The following is a 13,021-nucleotide window of genomic DNA, read 5'->3' as shown; positions in this document are numbered from 1 at the left end:
CGACTTGAACATGTTTGCGCCTGAAGACTTTGCCGATCGCATCGCGTCGCTTCGGCCGAGCCAGCCCGAAGTCCGCAAGAGCGATCGCCGCCGTTACCGCACGATCTGGATATCGGACGTGCATCTCGGCACACGCGGCTGCAATGCCGATCTGCTGATCGACTTTCTCGACAGCGTCGATTCCGACACGCTCTTTCTCGTCGGCGATATCATCGACGGGTGGCGGCTGAAGAAGAGCTGGTACTGGCCCGCCAAGCACAACGACATCGTCTGGCGCCTGCTGAAGCGCGCCAAGCGCGGCACGCGCGTCATCTACATTCCGGGCAATCACGACGAGGTGTTCCGCCAGTTCACCGGGCTCAGCTTCGGCGGCGTCGAGATTCGATCGAAAGCCATTCACGAAACCGCCGACGGCCGTCGCCTGCTCGTGCTGCACGGTGACGAGTTCGACGCCGTGGTGCTCTACGCGCGCTGGCTCGCGTTCCTCGGCGACGCTGCATACGAAATGCTGATGAAGCTGAACACGGTCGTCAACAAGGTGCGCGCGCGTTTCGGCATGCCCTATTGGTCGCTTTCCAAGCACGCCAAGCACAAGGTGAAGAATGCGGTCGAGTTCATCAGCCGCTTCGAGGAAGCCGTCGCCAAGGCGGCTGGCGACCGCCAGCTCGACGGTGTCGTCTGCGGGCACATTCACACCGCCGAGGAACGGCAATTCGGCGACGTCGTCTATTACAACGACGGCGACTGGGTCGAGGGTTGCACCGCGCTCGTCGAGCACTTCAACGGCACGATGGAAATCCTGCACTGGGCCGACGAGATGAACGCGCGCGTGCTTCCCATGCAGCAAGCAAACGCGGCCTGAGCCCGTTTCCATGCGCATAGCGATCGTCACCGATGCGTGGGAGCCGCAGGTGAACGGCGTGGTGCGCACGCTTCAGATGGTGCGCGGCGAGCTGGAGCGCGCCGGGCATACGGTTCTGGTGCTTTCGCCTGACGCGTGGCCCTCGCTGCCCTGTCCGGGCTATGGCGAAATCCGGCTTGCGCTCGCAACGTCCGGTCAGGTCGGGAAACGGCTGCGCGCCTTCGTCCCCGATGCCATCCATATCGCCACCGAAGGAATGCTGGGGCTTGCCGCAAGGCGATGGTGTCTGCGCTCGGGACTGCCGTTCACGACCGCTTATCACACGCATTTCCCGGATTATGTGTCCGCGCGTACCGGCCTTCCGGCGGCGTGGTTCTGGCGGTACGAGCGTTGGTTCCACGGCCCCGCCGAGAGCGTTCTCGCCGCGACGCCAAGCCTGCGTGCGCAGCTCGCCGCGGAAGGCATCGGCCCGACGGCGCCGTTCGGACGCGGCGTCGACCTTACGAATTTTTCGGCGGACAGCGCGCCGCACGCGGCCTACGAAGCGCTCCCCCGGCCTATCCAGCTTTATGTGGGACGGATCGCGGTGGAAAAGAACATCGAGGCCTTCCTCGCCACGAACCATCCGGGCACACGCGTTGTCGTGGGAGACGGCCCGGCGCGAAAGGCGCTCGAACGAAAGTTTCCCGACGTGATCTTCCTCGGCGCGCTGCGCGGCCCGGCGCTCGCTTCGGCCTATGCGGGCGCGGACGTGTTCGTGTTCCCAAGCCGCACCGATACGTTCGGCATGGTGCTGATCGAGGCACTCGCCTCCGGCGTTCCCGTGGCGGCCTATCCGGTGCAGGGGCCGATCGACATCGTGACGCCCGAGACGGGGTGTCTCGATCAAGATCTCGAGGCGGCCATCGCCGGCGCGCTCGGCAAGGATCGTGCTGCGTGCGCCGCTTACGGCCGGAGTTTCAGCTGGGAACGCGCCGCCACCGAGTTCCGGGGCGCGTTGGTGCCGCTAAAACCCTTGATCGCAGCCTGAGGCGTGCCTATAGTTTAGAGGTTCGGCCGCCCCCCAAAGGGCGGCCCTTTTATTTCGCTCTTTCGAGAAGAGGCGCATTCGCCATGGCCCAGAATTATCCACTGATGCCGCACGCGACCGCTGCATGGCTGGTCGACAACACGGCGCTCACCTTCTCGCAGATTGCCGATTTCTGCGGGCTGCATGTGCTTGAAGTGCAGGCGATCGCCGACGAGACAGCCTCTGCAAAGCATATCCCGCGCGATCCGATCCGTGCCGGCGACCTGACGCAGGCCGAGCTCGACAAGGCCCAGGCGAACCCCGCGCACAGCCTGGTGCTGCAGAAGGGGCCGGAGCAGCAGCGCCGCACCAAGGGGCCGCGCTACACGCCGGTTTCGAAGCGTCAGGACAAGCCGGACGGCATCGCCTGGATCGTGCGCAACCATCCGGAGATCACCGACGCGCAGATTTCGCGCATCATCGGCACTACGAAGACGACGATCTCGGCGATCCGCGACAAGACGCACTGGAACATCCAGAACATCACGCCCAAGGATCCGGTGACGCTCGGCCTCTGTTCGCAGCGCGAACTCGATGCGCTCGTCGCCGTGGCGGCGAAGAAGGCGGGTATCGAGCGCGTCGACATGACGTTCGATCACGACCGCGACGAGCTTCTGGAAGAGCTGCGCAAGGAGCGCGCCGAAGCGGCGCGCGCCGCGCAGGAAGCTCTGGACGAAGCCGATCAGGGCTGACGTTTCCGGGAGGTCGCTGCGGCGCGCCGCGCGGCCTAAGCCGGTGCGGTTATGACGACTGAACCCATCGGCGACGCATCGCTTGCGGACCACGCGCTTCCGCCCGACGAGGGTGAGGAGCGGCGCGGGCTGTTCTACCCGCTTGGCCGCTGGGCGCCGCCTCCAGACAAGTTGCACGAGATCGCGCCGGGCGTGTTCTGGCTGCGGATGCCGCTGCCGATGAGCCTCGACCACATCAACCTCTGGGTGCTGGACGACGGCGACGGCTGGGCGATCGTCGATACGGGGCTCAACACCGAAGGCTGCAAGGGCGTGTGGCGCGAGCTGCTCGCCGGACCTCTGGCGGGAAAGCCGGTCACGCGCGTCATCGTCACGCACTATCACCCGGATCATCTGGGGCTTGCGGGCTGGCTGGCCTACAAAAGCGGTGCGCCGCTGGTGATGGCGCGCACCGAATATCTGATGGCGCGGATGCTGACGCTCGACATCGCCGATGCGCCGCCCGATCAGGCCGTTGATTTCTACCGCGCCGCCGGATGGCCGGATGCGGTGCTGGAAAGCTTCCGCAATCGCGGTTGGGGCCGCTTTTCCCGCGCCGTCTCGCGCCTGCCATCGAGCTTCATCCGCATCGCCGACGGCGACGTGCTGCGCATCGGCGGGCGGGCGTGGCGCATCGTGGTGGGACGCGGGCATACGCCCGAGCACGCCTGCCTCGTCGCCGACGAAGACGGGCTGATGATCGCGGGCGACCAGGTGCTGCCGCGCATCACCTCCAACGTGTCGGTCTATTCGACCGAGCCCGAGGCCGATCCGCTCGGCGACTGGCTTGCGAGCATCGAGAAGCTGCGCGCGCTCGATCACGAACTTTACGTGTTCCCCGCCCACAACGAGCCGTTCCGGGGGCTGCACGCAAGGCTCAACCAGCTCGAGGCCGATCATCATCAGAAGCTCGACGCGCTGGAGGCGTTCATCGCGACGCCGAAGCGCGCCCACGATTGTTTCGGGGTGCTGTTCCGCCGTCCGGTCGGCGACGACGAGATCATGATGGCGACGGGCGAGACGCTGGCGCACCTGCATTATCTGGAGCGGCGGGGCCGTGCGGTGCGTGCGCGGACGGACGGAGTGGACTGGTATCGTGCGGCCTGAGATCGCGGCGGTTCTGTGGGACTTCGGCGGCGTCATCACGTCTTCGCCGTTCGAGGCCTTCAACCGATACGAAGCGTCGCGGGGTTTGCCGCGCGATAGTATCCGGCGGATCAATGCCGCGGACCCCGACCGAAACGCCTGGGCGCGGCTGGAACGCAGCGAAATCGACGCAGACGCCTTCGACGCGCTGTTCGCTGAGGAAGCAGCGGCGCAGGGGTATCAGATCGCGGGGCGCGATGTGCTGAGCCTGCTCGCGGGCGATATTCGCCCGGCGATGGTCGCGGCGCTCGATATGCTGAAGGACGCGGGTTTTCGGCTCGGCTGTATCACCAACAACGCCAAGGTCGGGCGCGGCGCGGGCATGAGCGCGGATCCCGAGAAGGCCGCGGCCGTCGCAGCGATCCTCGCGCGGTTCGAACATGTGATCGAAAGCGCGAAGGTCGGCGTGCGCAAGCCCGACCCGCGCATCTACCAGATGATGTGCGACGCGCTGGGCGTGGCGCCGGAGGCGTGCGTGTACCTCGACGACCTCGGCATCAACTGCAAGCCCGCCGCCGCGATGGGCATGGCGGCGATCAAGGTGACGAGCGAAGCACAGGCACTTGCCGATCTCGCGCGGCTCACCGGCCTCGAATTCCCCGGATTTTCAGCGAAAGTTCAGACACAGGCGCTATAGTCGCGCAAAACGCATTGCGGGAGAGGATGATGCCCGGCGGCATGGATTGGATGCAGAACTACGGCCATCCGGTGCCTTGGGATCTGACGCTGGAGCCGATGCCGGTCCACCGGATTCTGGAGGACGCCGCCGCGCGCACGCCGGACGCCGCCTGCATCGATTTCCTTGGCCGCATCTATTCCTATGCCGAGATCGCGGAGGCGGTGAACAAGGCCGCGCGCGGCTTCCAGATTCTCGGCGTGCGGAGGGGCATCAAGGTCGGCCTCTTCCTGCCGAACTGCCCGCAATATGTGATCGCTTACTATGCGATCATGAAGGCGGGCGGCACGGTGGTGAACTTCTCGCCGCTCTACACGGCGGACGAGCTTCGCCACCAGGTGGAGGACAGCGAGACGGACATCATGGTCTGCCTCGACGTCGCGCAGCTTTACCCGACGATCGCCGAGGTGTTGGAAAGCTCGCGGCTGCGCTGTCTTGTCGTGGGTTCGCTCGCCGACGTTCTGCCCGCAGGCAAGGCGCTGCTCTACCGCGTGTTCAAAAGCCGCGAACGTTCGAAGGTGAAGGCGGACCTGCGCCATATCCGCTTTTCCAGTCTGCTCGAAAACGATGGGCTGGAGGACGCGCCCGAGATCGACGTCCACGGCGACATCGCGCTGCTGCAATATACGGGCGGCACCACGGGGACGCCGAAGGGCGCGGTGCTCACGCACGCCAATCTTTCTATGAACGCGCAGCAGGTGCAGGCGATCGACCCCGAGCCGGATATCGAGGACCGCATCCTCGGCGCGCTGCCGCTGTTCCACGTGTTCGCGAACACGTGCGTGCTTAACCGCACCGTGCTGCGCGGGGGCGAGATGGTGCTGTTGCCGAAGTTCGAACTGGGCCTCGCGCTGGAGACGATCCAGCGCCGCCGCATCACCGCGCTGCCCGGCGTGCCGACGATGTACCAGGCATTTCTCGACAGCCCGAAGATCGCCAAATACGACCTCACCTCGATCCGCGCGTGCATTTCGGGTGGCGCGCCGATGGCCGCCGAGCTGAAGGCCCGGTTCGAGGCGAAGACGCAGGCGAAGCTGGTGGAGGGCTACGGGCTTACCGAAAGTGCGGGTGTGGTTTCGGTGAATCCCTACGAGACCGGAGGCAAGCCCGGCTCGATCGGCCAGCCGCTGCCCGGCACGCGCATTGTCATCGTGGACAAGGACGACCCTTCGAAACCTCCGGCGGAGGGCGAGCCCGGCGAGATCACGGTCGCCGGCCCGCAGATCATGCGCGGCTACTGGAAGAAAGAGGCGGCGACCGCTGAAGCGTTCATCGATGGCCGGCTGCGCACGGGCGATGTCGGCTACATCGACGCGGACGGTTACGTCTACGTGGTCGACCGGCTGAAGGACATGATCGTCGTGGGCGGCTTCAAGGCGTTCCCGAGCCAGCTCGAAGCCGTGCTCTACAAGCACGGGGCGGTGAAGGAGGCGCTCGTGATCGGCGTGCCCGACGCGTACCTCGGCGAGCGGCCGAAGGCGTTCGTGACGCTGATGCCCGGCGCGGACGTGACCGATGCGGCGCTGCTCGATTACCTGAACGCCCACGTCGGCAAGCACGAGCGCGCAGTCGGCGTCGAGATCCGCGAGAGCCTTCCCAAGACGATGATCGGCAAGCTTTCCAGAAAGGAACTGGTCGCCGAGGAACGCGCCCGCTACGAAGCGGCCCGAACAGCAAGCTGAAAGGGGCGAACATGTCGCGCGTGCTTTACGGATACTGGCGCTCGTCGGCATCCTACCGGGTGCGCATCGCGCTCGGCCTCAAGGGGCTCGACTACGAGAACAAGGGCATTGATCTGCGCACGGGCGCGCAGGGCGGCGTCGGCTTCAAGCTGCTGAACCCGCAGGGCTTCGTGCCCTATTTCATCGACGGTGATGTCGGGCTGAACCAGAGCCTCGCGATCCTCGAATATATCGACGAGATGTATCCTGAGCCCTCGCTGCTCGATGCCGACCCGGTAAAGCGCGCACGTATCCGCGCCGCCGCGCAGATCATCGTGTGCGACATCCACCCGGTCGATAACCTGCGCGTGCTCAAATATCTGAAGACCGAGATGGGACAAGAGCAGGAGGCGATCGACGACTGGTATCGCCACTGGATCGAGGAAGGCTTCAAGCCGCTCGAAGAGATCGCGGAAGGCTCGCCCGGCCCGTATCTGTTCGGCGATCAGGTGACGCTCGCCGACGTGTGCATCGCGCCGCAAATGTATAACGCGCGCCGTATGCGCACCGACCTTTCGCGCTTCCCGACGCTTGTGGAGATCGACAAGGCCTTGATGAAACTGCCCGCGTTTCTTAACGCTCGCCCCGAGGCGCAACCGGACGCGGATAGTTGATCATGGCATATTGGCTGGTGAAGACCGAGCCCACGAAGTGGAGCTGGGACGATCAGGTGAAGGCGAAACGCACGCACTGGAACGGCGTGCGCAACGCGCAGGCGCTCGGCAACATGCGCGGCATGAAAAAGGGCGACCTCGTGTTCTTCTACCATTCCGTGGAGGGCAAGGAGATCGTGGGCATCACGAAGGTGGTGGGCGAATTCTATCCCGACCCTGACGACGAGAAATCCGGCCTCGTCGACCTCGAAGCGGTGAAGCCGCTGCGCACGCCGGTGACCCTCGCGGCCATGAAGGCGGACGACCGGCTTAAGGATCTCGCGCTCATCCGCCAGTCGCGGCTTTCGGTGATGCCGATCGATGAGACGGCGTGGAGCATCATTTCGGGAATGGGTGGGCTGTAAGCGCGCGAACGATTTATCGATGCTTAGCGAACAGGTTTCGCTGGGCCTGATTGACTGAGAGATCGTCCCAATCGATTTCGCGCTTTGACGGCGGAATATGTTCCCGCCGTCCCTCATTGTCATAGAAGAGCGTGCCGTGGAGTCCGAGCGCATCGCGCTTGAGGATCGGGCGTGCCCAGAGTGATCCCAATACGGAACCTGTGGCCTCCTCGCCAAGCCGCTCGATCAGGTCTTCGACCAACTCCATGTCTCGCCCATTCGGGAAGATGGCTGCAAACTCGTCGTCTGTTGCCTGGAACACGCTGAAGGTGGCGTTCGCAGCGCCGTCGATGATCTGGATGTTTTTCATGACGCGCGTTTTTGGCACTCCACGGCACCTGCTGCAATCTCAGGGGGTTGATACAAACCAGAGCCGCCTATGCGCGGAGTTGGAGCGGGTGTTTTCCTGTCTCCCTCCGACGGCATTGCGGCGTGCCATGTTGTCCCCTCTCCCTGGACAGGGGGAGGTTGGGTGGGGGCGATGGCTAAGGCTGTGCCCTTAACCCTCCCCAACCCCTCCCTGGAAGGGAGGGGCTTTCTTGCTTCTTACTTCCCGGGTGCGTTGCGGTAATCGAGCGGCGGGGTGCGGTCGCCGACGAGGGAGCGGTAGGTGAAGTCGGGGCCGCGGCGCTCGGCGAACTCCTCCTTTGCCGCCGCGATCAGCTCGGGCTTCTGGAGCAGGTCGATCGCGGTGAGTGCCAGCACCTTCGCGGCGTTCTGCATGCCCTTCATGCCGATCGAGGTGCCGCCAGCCGCCACGGCCTGCCAGCTGTGCGCGGGCGTGCCGGGCACCCACGTCGCGGTGGAGAAGCCCGCGGTGGGCACCGTCCACGAGACGTCGCCGACATCGGTGGAGCCCGCTTCGTGGCTTTCCTTCATCGGCTCGACGAGCGCGGCGTCGGAGAGCTTCGCCTTCGTCTGCCCGAGCGTCGGGATAATCTTCTGCGCGAAGGCGGTGTCCTCGGTCGTGTAGAGCACGCCGCCGACCTGGCTCAGTTTCGCATGGACGAGCGTCTGCAGCGTGCGGTTCGGGAGCAGCGGCAGCGCGCCGTGGATCACCTCGTAATCCACCGTTGTGCCGGTGCCGAGCGCGGCGCCTTCCGCCGTCTTCACCAGACGTTCGAAGGTCTCGCGTACCACTTCGGCATCGGGATTGCGCACGTAGTAGAAGGATTCGGCGAAGTCCGGCACCACGTTTGGCGCGTTGCCGCCGGCGGTGATGATGTAGTGCATCCGCGACTTCTCGGGCATGTGCTCGTGCATCATGTTCGCCATCATGTTCATGGCCTCCACACCGTCGAGCGCGGAGCGGCCGCGTTCGGGCGCGCCCGCGGCGTGCGCTGAAATGCCGTGGAAGCGGAATTTGCCGGACTTGTTGCTGTTCGAGGTCTGAACATCGGCGCTGTTTTCCGACGACGGATGCCAGTGCAGCGCGATGTCGACATCGTTGAACAGGCCTTCGCGCACCATGTAGACCTTGCCCGCGCCGCCTTCCTCGGCGGGCGTGCCGTAGAAGCGGATCGTGCCTTTCGCGCCGTTTGCCTTCATCCAGTCCTTCACCGCGATGGCGGCGGAGGCGGAGGCGACGCCGAACAGGTGGTGCCCGCAGCCGTGCCCGGCGGAGACATCGCTGCGCACGGTCTTCGCAGGGTCCGCCGTCTGGCTGAGGCCGGGCAGCGCATCATATTCACCCATGATGCCGATGACAGGGCCAGTGCCGTTCGACCATGTCGCGGTGAAGGCCGTTGGGGCGCCCGCGACGCCCGCCTTCACATCGAAGCCGGCGTCCTTCAAACGCTTCTGCAGCAGCGCCGACGAGCGCGCCTCCTGATAGCCGACCTCGGCGAAGTTCCAGATCGCCTTGGCGGCGGCTTCGTTCGCGGCGCGGTCCGCATCGATGCGCGCAAGCGCGGCATTGGTTTCGGCGGCAGCGGCAGGCGCGGCGGCAAGCAGCACGGCGGCAACAATCGGTTTCAGCATGGTTTTCCTTTTCCAGCCCTGTTTCCGGCTCTCGCCGGATTCAATTTTGAATTCATATTCTGTTCCATGTTTGATTTGTGCACGCGACCATAATCGACTGGCGGGCCAGCGCCAGTGTTGACCAAGCGCAAAGAGCGGCTTAGCGGCTCGCAGCATGTATTTCGGATCCGACAACGCCGCCGCCGCCTGCCCCGAGGTGATCGAAGCCGTCCTCGCCGCCAACACGGGCGTCGTGGGCACGTATGACGGAGACGCGCTGACGCAGCGCCTCGACGGCGTGTTCGGCGACTTTTTCGGCCATGCGTGCCGCGTGTTCGTCGTGGGATCGGGAACGGCGGCGAACTGCCTTGGCCTCGCCGCGATGGTGCCGCCGTGGGGCGCGATCGTCTGCAGCCGCGAGGCGCACATCCAGGTGGACGAAGCCGGGGCTCCCGCCTTCTTCAGCGGCGGTGCGGCGCTGATCCTCGCCGAAGGTGCTGCCGCCAAGCTGACGGTGGACGCCGTGCGCGCGGCGGTGGCCGGGATGCGCGGCGACGTGCACCAGGTGCAGCCGTGCGTGCTTTCGATGACGCAGGCGACCGAATATGGCTGCGTTTATACGCCGGATGAAGTGGCGGCGCTTGGCGAGGAAGCGAAGCGACGTGGCTGGCGGCTCCATATGGACGGTGCGCGCTTCGCGAACGCGCTCGTGCACCTCGGCTGCGCGCCCGCCGACATCACATGGCGCGCAGGGGTGGACATGATGAGCTTCGGGTTCATCAAGAACGGCGGCATGTCTGCGGAGGCGATCGTGGTGTTCGACCCCGCGCTCGCCGAAACGTTGCCGCACCGGAAGAAGCGCGCGGGGCAGATGCCTTCGAAGGGGCGATATGCCGCCGCGCAGCTCCTCGCGATGATCGAGACGGGCGCGTGGGAACGCAACGCCCGCGCCGCGAACGCCGGGGCGGCCCGCCTTGCGGCCGCGGCGGGCGACCGGCTGCTCTACCCCGTGGAGGCGAACGAGGTGTTCCTGCGCGCGTCGCCGGAGGACTCCGCCGCGCTGCGCGCGCAGGGCTTCCAATTCTACGATTGGGCGCCGGGCGAGATCCGGCTGGTGACCGCCTGGGACACGCCCGAGGCGCATGTGCAGGCGCTCGCGGCCGCCCTTTCCGGGCTGTGACACGCGCCGGCGTTTCCCGGGTCGTCCTGCCGTTCGCGGCGGTCACGCTCATCTGGGGAACGACCTGGTATGTGATCAAGACGCAGCTCGGCGTCGTGCCGCCGCAATGGTCCGTCACCTACCGGTTCGCCGTTGCCAGCCTGCTGATGTTCGGGGCCTGCCTCATCATGCGGCGGACGCTGCGCTTCCCGCTGTCCGCGCACGGATTTTTCCTTCTGCTCGGCCTCCTGCAGTTCGCGGGCAATTTCAACTTTGTCTACCAGGCGAGCCGCAGCGTCACTTCGGGACTGATCGCGGTGGTGTTCGCGCTGCTGGTGGTGCCGAACACGCTGTTCGCGTGGCTGTTCCTGAAGCAGCCGATCAGCCGCCGCTTCATGATCGGCGCGGGGCTCGGCATCGTCGGCGTCGCGTTGCTTTTCCAGCGGGAACTGACGGAGACGGGATGGAGCGGCGCGTTCGCGACCGGCCTTGCGCTCACCGGCTGCGCCGTCATCGTCGCTTCGATTTCGAACGTGATGCAGGGGACCGTGCGCGCACGCAGCTATGACATGTTCGGAATGCTCGCGTTCGCGATGTTCTACGGCGCGCTCATCGATGCGGTTGCTGCCTGGGTGACGAGCGGGCCGCCGGTCGTGGAATGGACGCCCCTCTATCTGGGCGGCGTCTTCTACCTCGCCGCCTTCGCCTCGGCGCTCGCCTTCGTGCTCTATTTCAACGTCATCCGCATCATCGGGCCTGCGTGGGCCGGTTATACGAACGTGCTCGTCCCGTTTATCGCGATGACGATCTCGACATTTCTGGAAGGCTACCGCTGGACGCCTCTTGCGGTGGCGGGGGCGGTGCTCACCATCGTCGGCCTCGTCATCGCGCTCCGGGCGCGCAGCGTGCCTGCGGGAACTGCCGCGGCGGGCGGCACGACGGGGCGCAGCTAACCCGACTGAGACGGATCGGTGATCGGCCCGGCAAGCTCACGCGCGCTCGGCAGGCGAAGGCCGGGCAGAACGGCGGTCTGGCGCTCGATCATGCGGTGCACGCGCGGCGGCTCCGCGCCCGTGTGCAGCGCGCGCAGGCGGTGGAAATTGTCTGCGTCGGCATTCGTGCGGCGCTGGTTGTGGCGAATGTAATCGAGCCATGTCGGCACGTGATAACGCTCGATCCAGAGTTCGGGATCGGCGAGATCGCGCAGCAGCGTCCAGTGCCGGGCGCCGTCGCGCATACGGATGCGCCGCCGCTCGTTCATCACGGTAAGGAACGCGTGGATGCTCGCCTCGGGAATGCGGTAGTCGATCGTCACCACCACCGGGCCCGTGCGGGGCTCGACCGGCACCGCGACTTCGGGTTCCGTCCAGCGCGCGATGGGATCGAGATCGAGGTCTTTCACTTCCGGCAGCGGGCGTGCCCAGCCGAGGAGGAGGCCGAGAAGGAGGAGCACGGCCGAAACTATCAGCGACGTGCGCACGTCCGCCATCCCGGCGAGCTCGCCGAACATCCAGCTGCCGATCGCCATGCCGCCAAACGCCCACATCTGATAAAGTGCAAGCGCGCGCGCCACGACCCAGCGCGGCGCCGACATCTGCACAGTGACGTTGAATGTCGACAGCGCGAGCACCCATCCGCCGCCCGCGAGAAACAGGCCCAGCATGGTGAGCGGCATCGCCGGGCTGAACGCGGTGATCGCCGTTCCGGCGGCGAACGCCGCGATCGCGATGCGGACGATCCATTCGCTCGAATGCGTGCGGCGCAGGCGCCCGGTCGAAAGCCCGCCGCCGATCGCACCGATGCCGAACGCGCCGAGCAGAAGCCCGTAGGTGAAGGCGCCGCCCGAAATCAGTTTCAGCGCGACGACAGGCATCAGCGCGGGAATGGCACTCGCCGCGAGCCCGAACACCGCTGCGCGCAGCAGCACGGCGCGTAGCGTGGGCGACATGGCGACGTAGCGGATGCCCGCCGCCATTGCATCGAACAGCCCCTCGCGCGGCAGCGTTCGCGGCTCGCGCTGCGGCCGCCAGCGGGCGAGCACGGTGATGAGGCCGATATAGCTGAAGGCGTTCACGGCGAAGGCGGCCGCTGCGCCTGCCGCCGCGACGATCGCACCGCCGATCGCGGGCCCTAGGCTGCGCGCGATATTGAAGTTCATCGCATTGAGCGCGATCGCGCCTGGAAGCGCTGCGCGCGGCACCATGTCGCCGACGGAAGCCTGCCAAGCCGGGCCGTTCAGCGCCGTGCCGCACCCGATGAGGAAGGTGAAGCCGAGCAGCAGCCACGGCGTGATGAGGCCCGCCCATGTGCACACTGCGAGGCCCACGGACACGGCGAGCATGAAACCCTGCGCGACAAGCATCACAAGCCGCCGGTCGCGATTGTCGGCGATCGCGCCCGCCGCGAGCGACAGCAGCACGATCGGCAGCGTTACCGATGACTGCACGAGCGCGACCAGCGCGGGGGAGGTGGTCAGCGTCGTCATCATCCACGACGCGCCGACCGACTGGATCATACCCCCGAAATTGGAGACGATGCTGGCGATCCATACCGTCCGATAGATCGGGACGGCGAAGGGGCGCGCGGCGGCGGGATCGTCGAGACTGTCAGGCATGATGCTAGGCCCCGCCACTATGGACGC

13 protein-coding genes are annotated in these 13,021 nt (G+C 66.0%); 10 read left to right on the top strand and 3 right to left on the bottom strand.

From position 1 onward, the window contains the following. Positions 1-10 precede the first annotated feature (10 nt). The 8 genes from AAC014_RS00605 to AAC014_RS00570 all read left to right on the top strand — a co-directional run bounded on the left by AAC014_RS00605 (position 11) and on the right by AAC014_RS00570 (position 7,223). The gene (locus AAC014_RS00605; protein ID WP_339702848.1) at positions 11-862 is read left to right on the top strand and encodes a UDP-2,3-diacylglucosamine diphosphatase; all 852 of its coding nucleotides are present in this window, start codon (positions 11-13) and stop codon (positions 860-862) included. A gap of 10 nt (positions 863-872) precedes the next feature. After that, entirely contained in the window at positions 873-1,892 is a 1,020-nt protein-coding gene (locus AAC014_RS00600; RefSeq protein ID WP_339702845.1) for a glycosyltransferase family 1 protein, read from the top strand. A gap of 104 nt (positions 1,893-1,996) precedes the next feature. Beyond that, complete coding sequence (locus tag AAC014_RS00595) at positions 1,997-2,623, top strand: DUF1013 domain-containing protein (protein WP_121051597.1); 627 nt, start codon at positions 1,997-1,999, stop codon at positions 2,621-2,623. A 51-nt stretch (positions 2,624-2,674) separates the two neighbouring features. Then, positions 2,675-3,769: an MBL fold metallo-hydrolase gene (locus tag AAC014_RS00590; protein WP_339702842.1), complete on the top strand. Its 1,095-nt coding sequence runs from the start codon at positions 2,675-2,677 to the stop codon at positions 3,767-3,769. Beyond that, positions 3,759-4,445 carry an HAD-IA family hydrolase gene (locus AAC014_RS00585; RefSeq protein ID WP_339702840.1) on the top strand — a complete coding sequence of 229 codons (687 nt, stop codon included), beginning with the start codon at positions 3,759-3,761 and terminating at the stop codon, positions 4,443-4,445. Before AAC014_RS00590 ends, AAC014_RS00585 begins: the two co-directional genes overlap by 11 nt. A 29-nt stretch (positions 4,446-4,474) precedes the next feature. Further along, the gene (locus AAC014_RS00580; protein WP_339702838.1) at positions 4,475-6,166 is read left to right on the top strand and encodes a long-chain fatty acid--CoA ligase; all 1,692 of its coding nucleotides are present in this window, start codon (positions 4,475-4,477) and stop codon (positions 6,164-6,166) included. A gap of 11 nt (positions 6,167-6,177) precedes the next feature. After that, a complete protein-coding gene (maiA, locus tag AAC014_RS00575) occupies positions 6,178-6,819 on the top strand; it encodes a maleylacetoacetate isomerase (RefSeq protein ID WP_339702836.1) in 642 nt (213 codons plus the stop codon). Between the two features lie 2 nt (positions 6,820-6,821). After that, positions 6,822-7,223, top strand: a complete 402-nt coding sequence (locus tag AAC014_RS00570; RefSeq protein ID WP_339702833.1) for an EVE domain-containing protein — start codon at positions 6,822-6,824, stop codon at positions 7,221-7,223. Between the two features lie 13 nt (positions 7,224-7,236). On the opposite strand, the gene AAC014_RS00565 is transcribed toward AAC014_RS00570, so the two are convergent. Both AAC014_RS00565 and AAC014_RS00560 read right to left on the bottom strand, forming a co-directional pair. Then, positions 7,237-7,572, bottom strand: a complete 336-nt coding sequence (locus AAC014_RS00565) for a hypothetical protein (protein WP_339702830.1) — start codon at positions 7,570-7,572, stop codon at positions 7,237-7,239. A 236-nt stretch (positions 7,573-7,808) separates the two neighbouring features. Continuing rightward, positions 7,809-9,242 carry an amidohydrolase gene (locus tag AAC014_RS00560; protein WP_339702827.1) on the bottom strand — a complete coding sequence of 478 codons (1,434 nt, stop codon included), beginning with the start codon at positions 9,240-9,242 and terminating at the stop codon, positions 7,809-7,811. Between the two features lie 154 nt (positions 9,243-9,396). Here AAC014_RS00560 and AAC014_RS00555 point away from each other — a divergent pair, with 154 nt between their 5' ends. Both AAC014_RS00555 and AAC014_RS00550 read left to right on the top strand, forming a co-directional pair. Further along, positions 9,397-10,401: a beta-eliminating lyase-related protein gene (locus AAC014_RS00555; RefSeq protein WP_339702824.1), complete on the top strand. Its 1,005-nt coding sequence runs from the start codon at positions 9,397-9,399 to the stop codon at positions 10,399-10,401. Then, a complete protein-coding gene (locus tag AAC014_RS00550; RefSeq protein WP_339702821.1) occupies positions 10,398-11,333 on the top strand; it encodes a DMT family transporter in 936 nt (311 codons plus the stop codon). Before AAC014_RS00555 ends, AAC014_RS00550 begins: the two co-directional genes overlap by 4 nt. On the opposite strand, the gene AAC014_RS00545 is transcribed toward AAC014_RS00550, so the two are convergent. After that, positions 11,330-12,994 (bottom strand): MFS transporter, encoded by a 1,665-nt coding sequence (locus tag AAC014_RS00545; protein ID WP_339702818.1) that lies wholly within the window; start codon positions 12,992-12,994, stop codon positions 11,330-11,332. The two genes, AAC014_RS00550 and AAC014_RS00545, sit on opposite strands and share 4 nt — an antisense overlap. Positions 12,995-13,021: the final 27 nt, after the last annotated feature.

Origin of the sequence: uncultured Sphingosinicella sp. (assembly GCF_963974575.1) — a bacterium.
GTDB lineage: Bacteria > Pseudomonadota > Alphaproteobacteria > Sphingomonadales > Sphingomonadaceae > Sphingosinicella.
The sequence above is the reverse complement of the archived record's forward strand: the minus strand, read 5'-3'. Positions and strand labels throughout refer to the sequence as shown.